The following is a 17,524-nucleotide window of genomic DNA, read 5'->3' on the forward strand; positions in this document are numbered from 1 at the left end:
CGCCCCGCAGGGAGGGGCGGCGGGCACCGCTGCGGCATCAAATAGCGGTTGCCGCAGGTGCTAAGGAGGCACATTCCCATGCTGATCTCTCAGCGACCCGCACTCACCGAGGACGTGGTCACCGAGACCCGGTCGCGGTTCGTCATCGAGCCGCTCGAGCCGGGCTTCGGCTACACCCTCGGCAACTCCCTGCGCCGGACCCTGCTGTCCTCCATCCCCGGTGCCGCCGTCACGTCCATCCGGATCGACGGCGTCCTGCACGAGTTCACCACCGTGCCGGGGGTGAAGGAGGACGTCACCGACATCATCCTGAACCTCAAGGAGCTCGTCGTGAGCTCCGAGGAGGACGAGCCGGTGACGATGTACCTGCGCAAGCAGGGCCCGGGCCCGGTCACCGCCGGCGACATCGTGCCGCCGGCCGGGGTCACCGTGCACAACCCGGACCTGCACATCGCCTCGCTGAACGACAAGGGCCGGCTCGAGGTCGAGCTCGTCGTCGAGCGGGGTCGCGGGTACGTCCCGGCGATGCAGAACAAGGCGACCGGCGCCGAGATCGGCCGGATCCCGGTCGACTCGATCTACTCGCCGGTGCTGAAGGTGACCTACAAGGTCGAGGCGACGCGTGTCGAGCAGCGCACCGACTTCGACAAGCTCATCCTCGACGTCGAGTCGAAGCCGTCCATCACCCCGCGGGACGCGCTGGCCTCGGCCGGCAAGACCCTGGTCGAGCTGTTCGGCCTGGCCCGCGAGCTGAACGTGGACGCCGAGGGCATCGAGATCGGCCCCTCCCCGCAGGAGGCGGACACCATCGCGGCGTTCGCGATGCCGATCGAGGAGCTGGACCTCACGGTCCGTTCCTACAACTGCCTCAAGCGCGAGGGCATCCACACGGTCGGCGAGCTCGTCGGCCGCAGCGAGGCGGACCTGCTCGACATCCGCAACTTCGGCGCCAAGTCGATCGACGAGGTCAAGATGAAGCTCGTCGGCCTCGGCCTGGCCCTCAAGGACAGCCCGCCCGGGTTCGACCCGTCGGCGGCGGCGAGCGACTACGGCGCAGACGGTGACGGCGGGTTCGACCCCGGCGCCTTCGGCGACGACGGTCAGGACTACGCAGAAACGGAGCAGTTGTAGCCATGCCCCAGCCCACCAAGGGTGCCCGCCTCGGCGGGTCGCCCGCGCACCAGCGGCTGATCCTGGCCAACCTGGCGACTTCGCTGTTCGAGCACGGCCGGATCACGACGACCGAGGCCAAGGCCCGTCGGCTGCGTCCCTACGCGGAGCGGCTGATCACCAAGGCCAAGAACGGCGACCTGCACAACCGGCGCGAGATCATGAAGGTGATCCGCGACAAGTCGGTCGTGCACCGCCTGGTCACCGAGATCGCGCCGTTCTTCGCGGACCGCGAGGGTGGCTACACCCGGATCACCAAGACGATGCCGCGCAAGGGCGACAACGCCGCCATGGCCGTCATCGAGCTGGTCTCGCAGAAGACGGCGACCGACGAGGCCAACCGTGCCCGTCGTGCCGCCGCCGCTCAGGCCGCCACCGCGGACGCCGAGCTCGACGACGCCGGTGAGGCCGAGAAGGCCGCGCCGTCGTCGGAGGCCGCGGACGCGGACGTCGACCAGGCCGTTGCCGCCGAGGAGTCCGCTGCGGCGGCCTCGGACGCGGCTGCGGACGGTCCGGTGGAGTCCGCCGCCGAGGCCGCGGAGACCTTCGAGGCGCCGTACGGCGAGGGCTCGCACGCCCCGCTGGCGGACGCGTCGCAGGCCCCCGAGGGCTTCGAGATCAAGGGCAACGCCGACTCGATGCTGTACCACGTCCCCGGTTCGTCGTTCTACGACCGCACCGTGGCCGAGGTCTGGTTCGCCTCCGAGGAGGCCGCCGAGGCCGCCGGTTTCCAGAAGCCGGCGTCCCAGCGGAACGACTCCTGAGCAGTACGCACCACCCCGACGAGCCCGCCGTCCCCGACGGCGGGCTCGTCGGCGTTTCCGGGGATCCCGCCCCGGTACCCCGGCCCTCGCCGGAGCCGACCCGCCGGGTCCGGCTCGACGTCGCCTACGACGGCACCGACTTCTCCGGCTGGGCCCAGCAGCCGACGCGGCGCACTGTGCAGGGTGTGCTCACCGAGGCGCTGTCCACCGTGCTGCGCATCCCGCTGCGGCTCACCGTCGCCGGACGCACCGACGCCGGGGTGCACGCGTCCGGGCAGGTCTGCCACGCCGACCTGCCGGTGTCGCTCGAGCCGCAGATCGACGCGCTGCTGCGGCGGCTCAACCGGTTCCTGCCCGCCGACGTGCGGGTGCACGCCGTCACCCGGGTCCCGGACGCGTTCGACGCCCGGTTCTCCGCGCTGCGCCGGCATTACCGCTACCGGGTCACCACCGCGCCGTTCGGCGCCGAGCCGCTGCGTGCCCGCGACACCGTCGCCTGGCCCTACGCGCTGGACCCGGTCGCGATGAACGCCGCCTCGGCGCTGATGCTCGGTGAGCACGACTTCGCCGCCTACTGCAAGCGCCGCGAGGGTGCCACCACCGTCCGCGCGCTGCAGCGCTTCGAATGGGAGCCCGCCCCCGGCGAACCGGACGTGCTGGTCGCGGCGGTGTCGGCGGACGCGTTCTGCCATTCGATGGTCCGCAGCCTCGTCGGCGCGGTCCTCGAGGCCGGGCGCGGGCACCGGCCGGTGGACTGGCCGTCCGGGCTGCTGAGCCGGACCGTGCGGGCCTCGGAGGTGACCGTCGCGCCGGCGCACGGGCTGTCACTGACCGGGGTCGACTACCCGGGCGACGACGAGCTGGCGGCACGGGCGGAGACGACGCGGCGGATCCGGGTGCCGGGCGTGTCCTGACTCCCGGGTGTCAACTCCCGGTTACCGCTGTTCCCCGGGGTGGCTCCCGCGGGCCACAGTGTCCGCATGACCACCGAGAAGCCCGCGGCGCCGGGCGCGGACCGCGGCTACGGGGACCGGGTCGTCGCCGTCGAGCCGGGGGCGAACGAGCCGGTGCCCGACGCCGAGCGGCACGGCAGCCCGCTGCAGCTGTTCCGGACGTGGTCCTCGCCGAACCTGGAGTTCGCGACGATCTTCGTCGGGGTCCTGTCGGTGCAGGCGTTCGGTCTGACGTTCGGCCAGGCGGTCGCCGCGATCGTGCTCGGCAACGGGCTCGCGGCCGTCGCGCTCGGGGTGCTGTCCGCCCGCGGGCCCGCGCACGGCGTCCCGCAGATGGTGCTGGGACGGCTGGCGTTCGGCTACGGCGGCAATGCGCTGCCCGCCGGGCTCATGACGCTCACCTCGGGATTCGGCTGGTTCGCGGTGAACAGCGTCAGCGCCGCGTTCGCGCTGTCGTCGCTGACCGGCGGCGGGCCCGTCGGATGGCTGGTCGCGGTCGTCGTCGTGCAGGTCGGGGTCGCCTACTTCGGGCACAACCTGGTGCAGGCCTTCGAGCGGATCGCGTTCCCGCTGCTCGCGATCGTGCTGGGCATCGGCGCGTGCACGGTGCTGGGGCTGTCCGACCCCTGGGCGGCCCCGCCGCCCGGCGGCCCGGGAGCGGTCGCGGGGTTCCTGCTGACCGTCGGTGCGGTCTTCGGCTACGCGGCCGGCTGGACCCCCTACGCCGCGGACTACACCCGCTACCTGCCGCGGACCACCTCCACCCGGCTGACCGGGCTCTCCGCCGGGGCCGGGCTGATGGTCTCCTCGACGGTGCTGATGGTGGCCGGTGCGGCGTCGGTGAGCGCGGCGACGGCCGCCGGGCTCGACGGGGACAACCCGGTCGGGAACTACGTCGGCCTGTTCAACGAGGGGTTCGCGGACGTCACGCTGCTGGCGATCGCGCTCGGGGCGATGTCGGCGAACGTCCTCAACGTCTACTCGGGTGCGATGGCGTTCCTGTCGCTGGGTGTCGACGTGCCGATGCGCCGGGCCCGGGCGGTGGTGGCGCTGGTGTTCGGCGTCGTCGGGTTCGCGATCGCGGCCTACGCCCTCGACGACGCCGCGGCCGGCTACGAGGCGTTCCTGCTCGTCGTCGTGTACTGGATCGGGCCGTGGCTCGGCGTGGTGCTGACCGAGCAGTGGCTGCGGCGCGGACGGCCCGTCGACCCGGCCCTGTTCTACGACCGCGACCACCGCAACCACGCCGGCCCGATCGCGCTGCTCGTCGGGATCGTGGTGTCGGTCGGGCTGTTCGCGAACCAGGAGCTGTTCGTCGGCCTGGTCGCGCGCGACCATCCGGAGGTCGGAGACATCGCCTTCGCGGTCGGCGCGGTGCTGTCGGCAGGCACCTACGTACTGCTGGGTGGGAGGGAACGGGTATGAGCGAGCTGATCCCGACCGTGGACCTCACCGCGGCCGACGCCGCAGCGGTGGACACCGCGCTGCAGCGGGCCGGGTTCCTGCAGGTCGTCGGGCACGATCTGCCCGGCGGTGCCGCGGGCGCGGTGCGCGCGGCCGCGCGGGAGTTCTTCGCGCTGCCCGAGGAGGTCAAGCGGCGCTACGCGGTCGACGTCGGCGGGCGCGGCTGGCTGCCGCCGGGTGTGGAGGCCAACGAGCGGGTCGAGGACGGCGCGGCCGGGTCCCCGCCGGACCTGAAGGAGTCGTTCGCGATCGGCCCGTTCACCCCCACCGGCGACGCCGGGATGGACGCCGTGTGGTTCCCGCCGAACGTGTGGCCGGCCGAGGTCCCCGCGCTGCGCGAGGCCGCGACGGCGTACTGCACGGCGATGGAGCGGGTCGCCGGGGACCTGCTGGAGCTGTGCGCCGCGTCGCTGGGGCTGGACCGTGGCGCACTGCGGGACCTCGCGGTGCACCCCACCTGGACGTTCAACATCAACCGGTACCCGCCGCTGACCGAGGTCGGCGCGCCCGCGCCGGGGCAGTTCCGGATCGGGCCGCACACCGACTTCGGCACCGTCACGCTGCTCGACCGCGAGCCCGGGGCGGGCGGCCTGCAGGTCGACGTGGCCGGGCACGGCTGGACCGACGCGCCGTACGCACCGGACGCGCTGACCGTCAACGTCGGCGATCTGCTCGCGCACTGGACCGGGCACCGCTGGCGGGCCGGGCGGCACCGCGTCCTGCCGCCGCAGGCGCACGCCCCGGACGAGGACCTGATCTCGCTGGTGTTCTTCTTCGAGCTGGACCACGACGCCGTCGTCACCCCGCTGGCGCCGCCGCTCGGGCACGAGAACCTGGAGCCGGTGGTGTCCGCACCGTTCCTGCGGGAGCGACTGGACGCGATCTCGGTCCAGCCGCCGGTATAGGTTCTCCCGCATGGATCCGCGCTGGCTGGACGTCGCGATCGCCGAGGCCGAGCAGGGGCGCGCCGAGGGCGGCATCCCGATCGGCGCCGCGCTCGTCGGGCCGGACGGCGAGGTGCTCGGCCGCGGGCACAACCGGCGTGTGCAGGACGACGACCCGACCGTGCACGGCGAGACCGACGCCTTCCGCAATGCCGGCAGGCTGCGCGACTACCGCGCCACGACGATGGTCACCACGCTGTCACCGTGCTGGTACTGCGCCGGGCTGGTCCGCCAGTTCGGGATCGGTGCGGTGCTCATCGGTGAGGCGCGCACGTTCCACGGCGGGCACGACTGGCTCGCCGAGCACGGGGTGCGCGTCGAGGTGCTCGACGACGAGCGCTGCGTGGCGATGATGAGCGCGTTCGTCGCCGAGCGACCCGAGCTGTGGAACGAGGACATCGGCGTCGCCGAGTAGCCCTGCTGTTGCGGAGCAGCCCTGCTGCCGTGGCTACTGCAGCGGGATGTCGGTGCCGCGTTCGCTCTCCGGGCGCGGCCCGTGGATCCGCCGGTCCGCCTCGGTGATCGGGACGTCGTTGATGCTGGCCTCGCGTCGGCGCATCAGCCCGTTGTCGTCGAACTCCCAGAGCTCGTTGCCGTAGCTGCGCCACCACTGCCCGTCGGCGTCGCGGCACTCGTACTGGAAGCGGACGCCGATCCGGTTGCCGCTCCAGCTCCACAGGCTCTTGCGCAGCGCGTAGTCCTGCTCGCGCTCCCACTTCGCGGTCAGGAACGCCTCGATCTCGTCGCGGCCGTGCAGGAACGTGTCCCTGTTGCGCCACACCGAGTCCGGTGTGTACGCGAGCGCGACGCGCTGCGGGTCGCGGGTGTTCCACGCGTCCTCGGCGGCCTGGACCTTCGTCCGGGCGGTCTCCTCGTCGAACGGCGGGTAGGGCGGGCGGTCCTCGGCCACGACGGGCTCCTCGCGGTGATCAGGGTGGGGCGCCGGCGACGCTACCGCCGGTGGGGACTTCTACGCAGGTTCCCCGGAACCGGGCCGGACGGGGGACGGGCGGACCTACCGTCGCGCGGTGAGCAGTGAGCCCGGCCGTGCCCCGGCGACCCGCGACCAGGCCGACGCGTACCGGTTCGGGGAACGGCGGCTGGAGGCCGCCCTGGTCCGCGGCGACGCGGTCCTGGCGCACGAGGGGCTGCGGTCGCGGCGGCGTGCCGTCGTCGCCGGGGTGGTGGCCGGGGCACTGTCGCTGGTGGTGGCGGGGGTGCTCGCGCGGGCCGATCCGGCGCCGGACTGGCGCCGCGCCGAGCTGGTGCGCGGTGAGCGGACCGGCGTGCTCTACGCCGTCGCGACCGGACCGGACCGGCTGGTCCCGGTGCCCGACCCCGTCGCCGGACGGCTTGTTCTCGCCGCCCTCGGGCGCACCGACGGCGCGTCGGCGGTCCCGGTGGTGGTCCCCGACGCCGCACTGGCGACCGCGCCGCGCACCCCGCCGGCCGCGGTGCCGCCCGCGGTCGGGGTGCCGCTGGACGGGGCGCCGGTGCCGTCGTCGTGGGCGGCGTGCGACTCCGACGGTGCGACGACCGTGCTCGCCGGGGCGCTCGCGCCCGGACCCGATCCGGCCGTGGCGCCGGTGCTGCTGACCGCCGAGGGCGGCGCGACCTACCTGGTGCACGACGGTGTCCGGCACCGCACCGACACCGGGGACTCCGCGGTCGTGGCCGGGCTGGGCCTGCGCGGGGTACCGGCACGGCGGATCGCGGCCGCCGTGCTGTCCGCGATCCCCGAGGGGGCGCCGCTGCGGCTGCCCGGCACCGGCGAGGTGGTGACCAGCCGCCCGCTCGGGGCGCCGGAGCTGACCCTGCTCGACGTCGACGGCGGTCTCGCCCCGATCCCGGTGACGCTGGCCGACGCACTGCTGGCCCGCAGCGGCCACGACCGCCCGACGACGGTGCCGCCCGGCCGTGTGGCGTCCGCGCCGGTGCGGGCGGTGCCGGGTGTGGAGGCGTGGCCGCGCGAGCGGGCCTCGGATGCGCCTGCCGGCCCGGTGCTGTGCGCGACCTGGCGGGACGGGCGGGCGGGGCTGGTCGTCGGCGACCGGGTGCCGGCCGTGCCGGGCGGGGCCGCGGTGCCGCTCACCGGGGCCGACGGCGCCGGGCCGCGGGCCGACACGGTGGTGCTGCCGCCCTCGGGACCCGGCCCCCTGAGGTCCGGTGTGGACGGCTCCGGTGCGCGGTGGCTGCTGACCGCCTCCGGCGCGGTGTACGGCGTCGCCGACGAGCTCTCGGCGCGGGCCGTCGGGGTCGAGCCGGCCCCGGCGGCGCCGGCCGGGGTGCTCGGCCTGCTGCCGCGGGCCGGGGTGCTGGACGTGCGGGCGGCGCGCGAGGTGGGGGACGTGCCGCGCTGAGCACCGGTCCTGTCGCACCGGTCCTGTCGCCGGTGTCGTTCGCCCTGGTCAGCGACTCTGGTCAGCGGTCCGGGCGGCAGCTCTGTCAGAAGGTCAGCGGCCCGGCCGGCGGCCGGGGCGGCGCCCGAGCGCGGCCAGGGCGGCGGCCACCAGCCCACCCAGCCCGGCGACGGCACCGGCTGCGACCGTGAGCGGCAGCGAGCCGGTGGCCGGCGCGGCCACGACCAGCGGAGCCCGGACCGGCGCCGCCCGGCGCGGGGTGAGCAGCAGCGGCTCGGCGGTGACCGCCGCGACCGGGTCCACGACGCCGTCGCCGACCCGGTCGTCGTGTCCGGTGCCGGGGCGCGTCGCGGTGGCGCGGATGCGGTCGGCTACCTGCCGCGGGGTCAGCATCGGGAACCGTCCACGAAGGACTGCGGCGGTGCCGGCGACGACCGGGGCGGCGTAGGAGGTCCCGCTGATCGTCCCGCTCCCATCCGGGTCCGGGACGGCCACGCCGGGGGCGGCCACGTCGACCCACGGGCCCGGCACCGAGAACGGTGCCGGGGTCCCGTCGGCGTCGACGGCTCCGACGGCGAGCACCCCGTCGTAGGACGCGGGCAGCGGACGCAGCCCGGGCGCGCCGGTGCAGGTCCCGGCCGGGTCGAGGTTCCCGGCCGCGGCCACCACCAGCACACCGGCCCGCTCGGCGGCGGCGACCGCGCGCCGCAGCGGGGCGCCGACGTCGTCGAGCCGGTCGGCGGGCAGGCACACCACCTCGGACACGTTGATCACCGACGCGCCGAGTGCGACCGCGCGGTCGAGCGCGGCGGCCAGGGTGCGGATCTCTCCGGCCGGGCGCTCGGCGCCGTCCGGACCGGTGACGACGAAGTGACTGCTGGACTGGCGCAGCGAGAGGATCCCGGCCCGCGGCGCGACCCCCGCGCCCCGCCCTCCGCCGGTTCCGCGGCCTGCGTCGGCACCGCCGGCGAGCAGCAGCGCGACGTCGGTGCCGTGACCGTCGCAGTCGTCGAGGCCGTCGCCGCCTGCGAGGTAGTCGCCGCCGCCGCGCAGCCGCCCGGTCAGCCGGGGCACCGGCGCGATCCCGGTGTCGATCACCGCGACGACCACGCCCGCGCCCTCACCCAGCGCGGGGGACAGGCCGGTCGCGGCGGCGCCGGGACCGGCCGGTCCCGGCCGGGTGCAGTCGCCCGTGCGGCGCAGGCCCGCGGCCCGTTCCGGCGGGACGGAGGAATCGGCAGGCGCGGCCCGGTACGGCCCCAGCGCCGCCGGGGCGACCGGGTACGGCGGGGTGAGCGGGTACGGCACGGACATCGGGACTTCCGGCGCGGCCGGCGGAGCGCTCGGCAGGGCCGCCGGTGCCATGAGTGCGGTCGTCGCCAGGGCCGTCGTGACCAGTGTCGTCGTGGCCAGGACCGCCGCCGCGGCCCGGCGCCCGCGCCGCGCCGGGACCGCTCGCCGGCCGGTCACAGGCCGCGGACCAGGGCGAACAGGCCCATCGCGGCGAGCGCGACGGGGATCGCGGCGGCGGTCAGCAGCAGCTCCACGACGTCGAGAGCGCGGCGGACCGGCGGCGACGGTGTCGCCCGCACGCAGGCCGCACCGACCAGCGTCGCCAGCCCCAGACCGGCGGCCACGGCGAGACGGATCTCGGCACCGTGGGCCAGTGCCGCGGGCACGGCGGCGGCCGCGACCCCGGCCAGCGCGCAGCCGGTCAGGGCCTGCGCGGGCAGCGGCTCGGTGTGGGTCCGGGCCCGTAGCAGCAGGACCGCGGCGGTCACCGCGGCCAGCCCGGCGCCCGCCGTTCCGCCGCCGGACGCAGCCAGCGCGGCGGCACCGGCGGCGGGCAGCGCGGTCCCGGCGACGGCACCGGCGAGCAGGCCGCGGGCCAGCTCCGCGCGGGCGGGCAGCTCGGCGGCACCGGGGAGATGCTCGGCGGCGGCCAGGTCGTCGGCACCGGTCGGGACGGCCGGCGCCGCGACCCCGGCCAGACGCAGCGCGATCCGGGGCAGCAGCGGGCCGACGGCGAGCGCGGGCGCGGCGAGCCCCGCGGCGACCGCGGGGGCCGGTGCGTCGAGGACGAGCGCCGCCAGCGCGGCCAGGGCCGTCGCCGACGTCGCGAGCGTGGCCGCGAGCAGCAGCGGGGACAGCACGCGGAGCAGGACCAGCCCGGTCGCGGCGACCGCACCGGCCGCGGCCGCGGCGAGCAGGAGCGCGCCCGCCGAGGGGGCCCCGGTCGTCGGCGGGAGGGCGAGCAGGCCCGCGGTCGCGGCGGGCGGGACGGCGCAGCAGGCCGCGCCGTTCCCGCCGCTTCTGCGGGCCACCAGCAGCGCGACGAGCGCCCCGGCCCCGGCGAGCACCGCGGCCCCAGGACGCAGCGGCCCGGTGACCGTCGCGAGCACCCCGCAGGCGGCGACGACCAGCAGCGTCGCCCCGACCGCGCCCACCGGCAGCGGGCCGGGACCGGTCGCGGACCGGACGGACTCGGCGACGGCGTCCGCGGCGTCGTCGACGACCGGGGGTGCAGGCACCGGGCGCGCCGGGCCGAGATGGAGCAGCTCGCCGTCGCGCAGCGACAGCTCGTCCGGGGTGGCGTCCGGCGGGAGCGGGACCCCGGACGTACCGGTGAACCGCCAGCCCTCCGGCCGCCGGGACACGGGACGGCCGCCGACGACCTCCCGCACCATCGGCACCAGCTCGGCCACCGCGACGTCCGCGGGCAACGCCAGGTCCGCCCGCCCGCGCGGGGTCACGACGGTGACGCGCACCCACCGGCCGGACGCGGGAACGGACACGGCGACGGGACGGGGGACGACCGAGGTCACGGGCACCTCCTGGGCTGCAGGCATTTCCGCGGAACGGCCTCGGCCGCGCCGGGGCGCTGCGAGTATCGGACGTCCCCGCAGCCCACCGAGGGCGTTCGGGAGAACTCGGCCGGGAACGGAGACGCGGTGGGTGCGACGATCGGGGTGCGGCGGCCACGCCGGGCCGTCCCGGAGCTGCCGGCCGGCGACCTCGTCATCGAGCCGCCGCCCGAGCCGGAACGCCCGGTCCCCGCCGGTCCGCTGCAACGGCTGCTGCCCCTGGCGATGGTCGGCGGGTCGCTGCTGTTCGTCGTGGTCGGCCACGGCGACGCGAACAGCTGGCTGTTCGGCGGGATGTTCGCGCTGTCCGCGCTCGGGATGATGGTCACCGGCGGCGGCCGCGGGCCGGGTGCGCGGGCCGCCGCGATGGACGAGGACCGGCGCGACTACCTGCGCTACCTCGACGTGCTGGCCTGCCGGGTCCGCGACACCGCCGCCGCCCAGCGCCTCGCCCTGGAGACCGTGCACCCCGAGCCCGCGGCCTGGCCGGACGTCCTGGCCGCCGGCCGGATCTGGGAACGCCGCCCCGGCGACGACGACTTCGCCCGCCTGCGCATCGGGCGCGGCACCCAGCGCCTCGCCACCCCGCTCGTCGCCCCGCGCACCGGGCCGGTCGACACCCTGGAGCCGCTGTCGGTGCCGGCGCTGCGCCGGTTCCTGCGCCGGCACGCGACCGTGCCCGGCCTGCCGATCGCGCTCGACCTGCGCGCCACGACGACCGTCTGGCTGGAGCCGGAGCTCGCCGCCGACCCCGGCCCGGCGCTGGACCTGGCCCGCGCGCTCGTCGCGCAGTACGTGCTGTGGCACGGCCCCGACGACGCCCGGCTCGCCGTCGTCACCGCCGACCCGGCCTCCTGGGACTGGGTGAAGTGGTTGCCGCACAACGGCCATCCCCGGCACGCCGACGCCGTCGGGCCGGTCCGGATGATCACCGATGACCCGGACGAGGTGCGCGGCTGGTGGGCGGGGGAGCGGGCGGCGGCCCAGCAGCACCTGCTCGTCGTCGTCGACGCCGTCGGCAACCGCGCCGACACACCCGGCGCGTGGGCCGGGCTGCCCGGTGTGACGACGCTGCGGGTGGGCCCGTCCGGCGGGCGGCGCCCGGCCGCGTCGGTGCTGCGGCTGGCCGCCGCGCGTGCCGCGGACGGCGCTGCGGTGCTGCGCCGCGGTGGCCCGGACGGGCCGGCCGCCGGGACCGCCGACGCCGTCACCGTCGCCGAGGCGCGGGCGCTGGCCCGGCGGCTGGCGCGCTACCGGCCCGAGGGCGTCGCCGTCACCGACGACGATCCGGCGGAGGACCCGGACGCCGGCCCGGCCGGGCTGCCCGCCCTGCTCGGCCTCGACGGGCTGGGCCCGGACCGGATCGCCGCGCTGCGGGCGTCCCGCCCGCACGGCGTGCGGCTGCAGGTCCCGCTCGGCACCGACGACGCAGGCCGCCCGGTCGTGCTCGACCTGAAGGAGTCCGCACAGGGTGGCGCCGGGCCGCACGGGCTCTGCATCGGCGCGACCGGCTCGGGCAAGTCCGAGCTGCTGCGGACCCTGGTGCTCGGGCTGGTCGCCACGCACACCGCCGACGAGCTCAACCTGGTGCTCGTCGACTTCAAGGGCGGCGCCACCTTCCTCGGGCTGTCTGGGCTGCCGCACGTGTCCGCGGTGATCACCAACCTGGTGTCGGAGCTGAGCCTGGTCGACCGGATGGCCGACGCGCTCGCCGGGGAGATGACGCGGCGCCAGGAGCTGCTGCGGACCGCGGGGAACCTGGCGTCGCAGGCGGAGTACGAGGCGTGGCGGGCCGGGAACAACTCGCCGTCGTCGCTGCCGGCACTGCCGTCGCTGCTGGTGGTCGTCGACGAGTTCTCCGAGCTGCTCGCCCGGCGCCCCGAGATGATCGACCTGATGGTCACCGTCGGCCGGCTCGGGCGGTCGCTGGGCATCCACCTGCTGCTGGCGTCGCAGCGGATCGAGGAGGGACGGCTGCGCGGGCTCGAGTCGCACCTGTCGTACCGGATCGCGTTGCGGACCTTCTCCGCCGCCGAGTCCCGTGCGGTGCTCGGTGTCCCGGACGCGCACCTGCTCCCGCCGACGCCCGGCGCCGCGTACCTGTCCGCCGGCACCGACGAGCTGGTGCGGTTCCGGGCCGCCTACGTGTCCGGGCCGTACCGGGCGCCCGACCGGCGCCGTGCCGGCGCGCGGGCGGCGCAGCGGGTGCTGCCGTTCGGCACCGCGGTGGTGGCCGCGCCGCCGGTCGCGGTGGCACCCGTGGCCCGGCCGGTCCCCGACGACGGCGGCACGACCCTCGACCTCGTCGTCGCCGCGGTGTCCGGTCCGGGACCGCGGGCCCACCGGGTCTGGCTGCCGCCGCTGGACGACCCGCCGCCGCTGACCGCCGTCCTCGGGACCCCGGTGCGGTGGCCGGGCCGCGGGCTGGCCGCACCCGGGCCCGCGGGGCGGCTGCTGGCCCCGGTCGGGCTGGTCGACCAGCCGTACCTGCAGCGCCGGGACCCGCTGGTGCTGGACCTGTCCGGCGCGGCCGGGCACCTCGCCGTCGTCGGCGGGCCGCGGGCGGGGAAGTCGACCGCGCTGCGCACCGCCGTCACCGCGCTGGCGCTGACCCACACCCCCGACGAGCTGGGCGTGCACGCCGTCGACCTCGGCGGCGGGACACTCGCGCCGCTGGCCGGGCTCCCGCACGTCGGCACCGTCGCCGGGCGCCGCGACGCCGACCTCGTCCGCCGGGTCGTCGCCGACGCCGTCGCCACCGTCGAGCGGCGGGCAGAGCTGTTCGCGGTGCACCGGATCGGCTCGGTGGAGGAGTTCCGCGCGCGGCGCGCGGCCGGCGACCCGGTGACGGCGGGGGAGCCGTGCACGGACCTGGTGGTCGTCGTCGACGGCTACGGGGCGCTGCGCGCGGACTTCGAGGACCTCGACGAGAAGGTCACAGCCCTGGCCACGCAGGGGCTCGGGCACGGGGTGCACCTCGCGGTCACCGCGTCGCGCTGGGCGGAGTTCCGGCCCGCGCTCAAGGACCAGCTCGGCAGCCGGCTGGAGCTGCGGCTCGGCGACCCGGGCGACTCCGAGATCGACCGGCGCCGCGCGGCGACGGTCCCGGCGCGGGCCGGGCACGGGCTGGACCCGGGCGGCGCCGCGGCCGTGGTCGCGACACCGGCGCTGGGCCCCGGGCCCGGCGGGGCCGCGCCGGACGACGCCGCGTCCACCCGCCGGCCCGCCGCGGTCCCGGACGCACCCGCGGGCACGGTGGCCGCGATCGCCGCCGCGTGGCCGGGACCGGGAATGCCTGCGGTGCGCCTGCTGCCGCACCGCATCACCGTGTCCGAGCTGCCGCCGGGGCCGGGCCGCGGGATCGCGGTCGGGGTCGACGAGGACCGGCTCGGCGCGGTCGAGCTCGACCCGGCCGAGCCGCACCTGCTCTGCTTCGCCGACTCCGGCGGCGGCAAGACGAACCTGCTGCGCCTGCTCGCCCGCGGGATCGCTGCGCGGTGGACCCCGGAGCAGGCGCGGATCGTCGTCGTCGACCACCGGCGCACCCTGCTCGGGGCCGTCGCACCGTCGCACCTGCTGGCGCACACCGCCACTGCGGCGGCGACCGCCGACGCCGCCGCGGAGATCGCCGGATCGCTGCGGCGACGGCTGCCCGGCCCGGACGTCACCCCCGCCCAGCTGCGGGAACGGTCCTGGTGGAGCGGGCCGGAGCTGTGGCTGCTCGTCGACGACTACGACCTCGTCGCGCCCGCACCCGGCGGGGCGGGTGCGCATCCGCTGCAGGCACTCGTCGAGTTCCTGGCCCAGGCAGGCGACGTCGGTCTGCACCTCGTGGTCGCGCGGCGCACCGGCGGGGCCGCGCGGGCGATGTTCGACCCCGTCCTCGGGCGGCTGCGCGAGCTCGGTGCCCCCGGACTCGTCGGGTCCGGCAGCGCCGACGAGGGCCCGCTGCTCGAGCGGACGCGTCCCGCCCCGCTGCCGCCCGGCAGGACGGTGCTCGTCGACCGCCGCGCCGGTGCCCGCCGGATCCAGCTGGCCCGGGTGCCATCGGACGAGCCGTGACCGGGTTCGCGGCGGCGCTGCACGCGACCCCGTCGGCGCTGCTGCTGGCCGCCGCCGACACGGCCGGAGTCACCCTGCTCGTCGGGCTGCCGCCCGGGACCGCGCCGGCGACTGCGGTGGCGGAGTGGCTGGGGGACGAGCCACCGGACGTCGTGGTGCTGGTCGGGACGGCGGGTGGGGACACGGCGGGTGGGGACGCAGCGGGTGGGGAGGCGTTGGGCGCTGACGCCGCGCTGCCGGGCCCACCGTTCCCCGGCGATCCGCGCGTGCTGCCGGTGCCGTTCGGTGCGGCCGTGCTCGCGACCGGGGCCGCCCCGCCGGACGGACCGGTGCTGGTGGTCGACGCCGACCGGGGCGCGGCGCAGGTCGTCGACGGAGCACGGGTGACGGCGGTACCGCTCGGCCCGGTGGCCGGGGCACCCGGACCACGTTCCGCGGAACGCGACCCGCCGCCCGGGGACCCGCGTGCCGACGGCATCGCCCGGGCCGCGCGCGGGTGCCGCGCCGTCGTCCTGGCCGGAGCGCACGGCGGCGACCCGGTGCTGCGCGACGCCGTCGCGGCACGCGCCGGATGCCCGGTGCGGGTGGCGGGACCGTCCGTGGCCCCGGCCGACCCCGCGTCGGTGGAGGGCGCGGGGCCCGCGACCGCGGCCGTCCTCGGGGCGGCTCTGCTCGGTGCCGCCCTGTCCGGTGCCGGCCTGCCCGCAGCGGTCCCGGCGATGAGTGCCACCGCGGAGTCCGGCGCCGGTCCGGAGTCCGGCGCCGATCGGGAGCCCGCTGCCGGTCCGGATCCCGCCGCCGATGCGGAGCCCGAGCGGCCGGGCGTCGCCGGACGCCTGCGCCACCACGTCCTCACCGCGGCGGCGCTGCTCGGCGCCGCGCTCGTCGTCACCGGGCTGGTGCTCGGCGCGACGACCTCCGCCACCCGGACGGTCCCGGCGGCCGGGCGCAGCGTGGTCCAGTACGGCTACGCCACCGTCCTGCCCGACGGCTGGGAGCACTCCGGCGGCGACCCCGCGCGACGACGCGTGCTGCTCACCCCCGCCGGGCGCCCGGACGGGGCCGCGCTCCTCGTCGTCGAACGCAGCCCGCTCACCTACGACGCGACCGCCGAACCCGCCCGCGCCCGCCGGGAGCTGGCCGCGCTGCTCGCCGGTGTCCCGGGCGTCGACGGGCCGTGGCCGCGGCAGGTGGCCGGCCGTCCCGTCCTGCGCTACGTCCAGCGCGACACCACGACCGTCACCGACTGGCACGTCGTGCTCGACGGCGCCGACGAGCTCGTCGCCGGCTGCCGCAGGCCGGCCGGGGCGCCGGTCCCGGCGGCGTGCCTCGACGTCGTCGCCGGCCTGCGGCTCACGGGGTAGCCGTCCGCGCGTCGTTCCCGTTCGCGAACGACCTGGGCGGAACGGCCACGCCCGCACCCGGCGCCGGGCGACCCTGCTCGGCAGGCGGGCACGGTCCGCCGGGCAGGAACCCACGACGACAACGACCGACGACGAACGGAACGGGTGAGCCGCATGGCCGACGGGTTCGGTACGACGACCGAGGAGATGGCCCGCGCGGCCGGGCACGTGCGGGGGGTGAACAGCGAGGTCGCGGGCGAGCTCGCCGCCCTGCGCGGCAAGCTCGCCCCGCTGGCGGGCATGTGGACCGGTCAGGCGGCGGTGCAGTTCGCGCAGCTGATGGAGCGCTGGGACACCGAGGCCCGCACCCTCAACGAGTCCCTCGCGACGATCGGCACCGCCCTGCAGGGCAACCGGGCCGACTACGAGCAGCGCGAGCAGGAGCAGGCGAGCTCCCTCGGCGCGATCACCACGGCGCTCGGCTGAGCCGCGGCACCGACCCAGGAGACGAGGAACAGATGAGCACTCCGGAAATCAAGGTCACCTTCAGCGCGCTCGACGGGGCCCGGGCCGACGTCGCCGCGACCGCGGGCCGGATCCGCACCCAGCTCGAGGACCTGCGCCGCTACCTGGCGCCGATGGTCGGGACCTGGACCGGGCAGGCCGCGGCCGACTACCAGGCCGTCCAGCAGCGCTGGGACACCTCCGCGGCCGGGCTGAACGACACCCTGGACCGCATCGGCGTCGCACTGGGCCGCGCGCACGACGCGTACCGTGCGACCGAGCAGGCCAACGCGGCCCGCTGGCGGGGCTGAACGACCGGCCCGGGCACCCGGTCGCGGGGCGGCGTTCCCACCGGCTCGACCGCGAGCTCGGCCGGGGGTGCGGACGCGGTGGTCGGCGCGGTGTTCGCCACCCCGCGTGCCCGCCCCGCGAACCGGCGGGTACTCTTGACTCTCGTTGTGCAGCGGTGGAGACCCGCGGGCGCTTTCCCGCCCGGGCATCGTCTCGGTGGGGTGCGTCCCTCCGGCGTCCACCAGCGGCACGCTGAGGAACCACCAGACACACCAGCGTGGGCCGGCCCGGGGCACCCGGGGCCGCCCACCACAGCCGAGAACGACGACGAGGTAGATCCGTGCCCACGTACAGCCCGAAGCCCGGCGACATCACCCACGCCTGGCACGTGATCGACGCCAACGACGTGCGCCTGGGTCGGCTCGCCACGCACGCGGCCACGCTGCTGCGCGGCAAGCACAAGCCGACCTACGCGCCGCACGTCGACGGCGGTGACTTCGTGGTGATCATCAACGCCGAGAAGGTCTCGCTCTCCGGCAACAAGCACCAGGACAAGCACGTCTACCACCACTCCGGCTTCCCGGGCGGCCTCCGCTCGCGGTCGGCCGGCGAGATGCTGGAGACGCACCCGGACCGCCTCGTCGAGAAGGCGGTCAAGGGCATGCTGCCGAAGAACCGCCTCGGCCGTGCGATGGCCAAGAAGCTGAAGGTCTACTCCGGTCCGTCGCACCCGCACGAGGCGCAGAAGCCGCAGCCGTTCGAGATCACCCAGGTCAGCCAGTGACCACCCCGAGCAACGAAGAGG

The 17,524-nt window shown here is 76.8% G+C and carries 15 protein-coding genes; 12 read left to right on the forward strand and 3 right to left on the reverse strand.

Features of this window, described 5'->3' with window-relative positions:
* Positions 1-78: 78 nt before the first annotated feature.
* The 6 genes from ACLE50_RS03440 to ACLE50_RS03465 all read left to right on the forward strand — a co-directional run bounded on the left by ACLE50_RS03440 (position 79) and on the right by ACLE50_RS03465 (position 5,710).
* On the forward strand, positions 79-1,131 hold the full coding sequence (locus ACLE50_RS03440; RefSeq protein ID WP_410941855.1) for a DNA-directed RNA polymerase subunit alpha: 1,053 nt from the start codon (positions 79-81) through the stop codon (positions 1,129-1,131).
* 2 nt (positions 1,132-1,133) lie between these two features.
* Complete coding sequence (gene rplQ, locus ACLE50_RS03445; RefSeq protein ID WP_410941856.1) at positions 1,134-1,934, forward strand: 50S ribosomal protein L17, sunset domain variant; 801 nt, start codon at positions 1,134-1,136, stop codon at positions 1,932-1,934.
* Positions 1,931-2,848 carry a tRNA pseudouridine(38-40) synthase TruA gene (gene truA / locus ACLE50_RS03450; RefSeq protein WP_410942260.1) on the forward strand — a complete coding sequence of 306 codons (918 nt, stop codon included), beginning with the start codon at positions 1,931-1,933 and terminating at the stop codon, positions 2,846-2,848. The genes rplQ and truA overlap by 4 nt, the downstream gene beginning before the upstream one ends.
* 66 nt (positions 2,849-2,914) lie before the next feature.
* A complete protein-coding gene (locus ACLE50_RS03455) occupies positions 2,915-4,312 on the forward strand; it encodes a purine-cytosine permease family protein (RefSeq protein WP_410941857.1) in 1,398 nt (465 codons plus the stop codon).
* The gene (locus tag ACLE50_RS03460; RefSeq protein ID WP_410941858.1) at positions 4,309-5,256 is read left to right on the forward strand and encodes an isopenicillin N synthase family dioxygenase; all 948 of its coding nucleotides are present in this window, start codon (positions 4,309-4,311) and stop codon (positions 5,254-5,256) included. Before ACLE50_RS03455 ends, ACLE50_RS03460 begins: the two co-directional genes overlap by 4 nt.
* Positions 5,257-5,266: 10 nt before the next feature.
* Positions 5,267-5,710, forward strand: coding sequence for a nucleoside deaminase (locus ACLE50_RS03465; RefSeq protein ID WP_410941859.1), 444 nt, complete (start codon positions 5,267-5,269; stop codon positions 5,708-5,710).
* Positions 5,711-5,743: 33 nt separating this feature from the next.
* Here the strand turns inward: ACLE50_RS03465 and ACLE50_RS03470 are convergent, their stop codons facing one another.
* A complete protein-coding gene (locus ACLE50_RS03470) occupies positions 5,744-6,205 on the reverse strand; it encodes a nuclear transport factor 2 family protein (protein WP_410941860.1) in 462 nt (153 codons plus the stop codon).
* A 118-nt stretch (positions 6,206-6,323) separates the two neighbouring features.
* On the opposite strand from ACLE50_RS03470, the gene eccB reads away from it, so the two are divergent.
* The gene (eccB, locus tag ACLE50_RS03475) at positions 6,324-7,655 is read left to right on the forward strand and encodes a type VII secretion protein EccB (protein WP_410941861.1); all 1,332 of its coding nucleotides are present in this window, start codon (positions 6,324-6,326) and stop codon (positions 7,653-7,655) included.
* A 93-nt stretch (positions 7,656-7,748) separates the two neighbouring features.
* On the opposite strand, the gene mycP is transcribed toward eccB, so the two are convergent.
* Positions 7,749-9,125: a type VII secretion-associated serine protease mycosin gene (mycP, locus tag ACLE50_RS03480; RefSeq protein WP_410941862.1), complete on the reverse strand. Its 1,377-nt coding sequence runs from the start codon at positions 9,123-9,125 to the stop codon at positions 7,749-7,751.
* On the reverse strand, positions 9,122-10,480 hold the full coding sequence (gene eccD, locus ACLE50_RS03485) for a type VII secretion integral membrane protein EccD (RefSeq protein WP_410941863.1): 1,359 nt from the start codon (positions 10,478-10,480) through the stop codon (positions 9,122-9,124). The genes mycP and eccD overlap by 4 nt, the downstream gene beginning before the upstream one ends.
* A gap of 126 nt (positions 10,481-10,606) precedes the next feature.
* Here eccD and eccCa point away from each other — a divergent pair, with 126 nt between their 5' ends.
* The 5 genes from eccCa (at position 10,607) to rplM (ending at position 17,503) form a co-directional block, all read left to right on the forward strand.
* Positions 10,607-14,581 (forward strand): type VII secretion protein EccCa, encoded by a 3,975-nt coding sequence (gene eccCa / locus ACLE50_RS03490; protein ID WP_410941864.1) that lies wholly within the window; start codon positions 10,607-10,609, stop codon positions 14,579-14,581.
* The gene (locus tag ACLE50_RS03495; RefSeq protein ID WP_410941865.1) at positions 14,578-15,945 is read left to right on the forward strand and encodes a type VII secretion-associated protein; all 1,368 of its coding nucleotides are present in this window, start codon (positions 14,578-14,580) and stop codon (positions 15,943-15,945) included. The genes eccCa and ACLE50_RS03495 overlap by 4 nt, the downstream gene beginning before the upstream one ends.
* A gap of 153 nt (positions 15,946-16,098) precedes the next feature.
* Positions 16,099-16,410, forward strand: a complete 312-nt coding sequence (locus tag ACLE50_RS03500; RefSeq protein ID WP_410941866.1) for a WXG100 family type VII secretion target — start codon at positions 16,099-16,101, stop codon at positions 16,408-16,410.
* Positions 16,411-16,442: 32 nt separating this feature from the next.
* Positions 16,443-16,739 (forward strand): WXG100 family type VII secretion target, encoded by a 297-nt coding sequence (locus ACLE50_RS03505; protein ID WP_410941867.1) that lies wholly within the window; start codon positions 16,443-16,445, stop codon positions 16,737-16,739.
* A 320-nt stretch (positions 16,740-17,059) separates the two neighbouring features.
* Entirely contained in the window at positions 17,060-17,503 is a 444-nt protein-coding gene (gene rplM / locus ACLE50_RS03510; RefSeq protein ID WP_410941868.1) for a 50S ribosomal protein L13, read from the forward strand.
* Positions 17,504-17,524 lie beyond the last annotated feature (21 nt).

Origin of the sequence: Pseudonocardia phyllosphaerae (genome assembly GCF_046546475.1) — a bacterium.
Taxonomy (GTDB): domain Bacteria; phylum Actinomycetota; class Actinomycetes; order Mycobacteriales; family Pseudonocardiaceae; genus Pseudonocardia; species Pseudonocardia phyllosphaerae.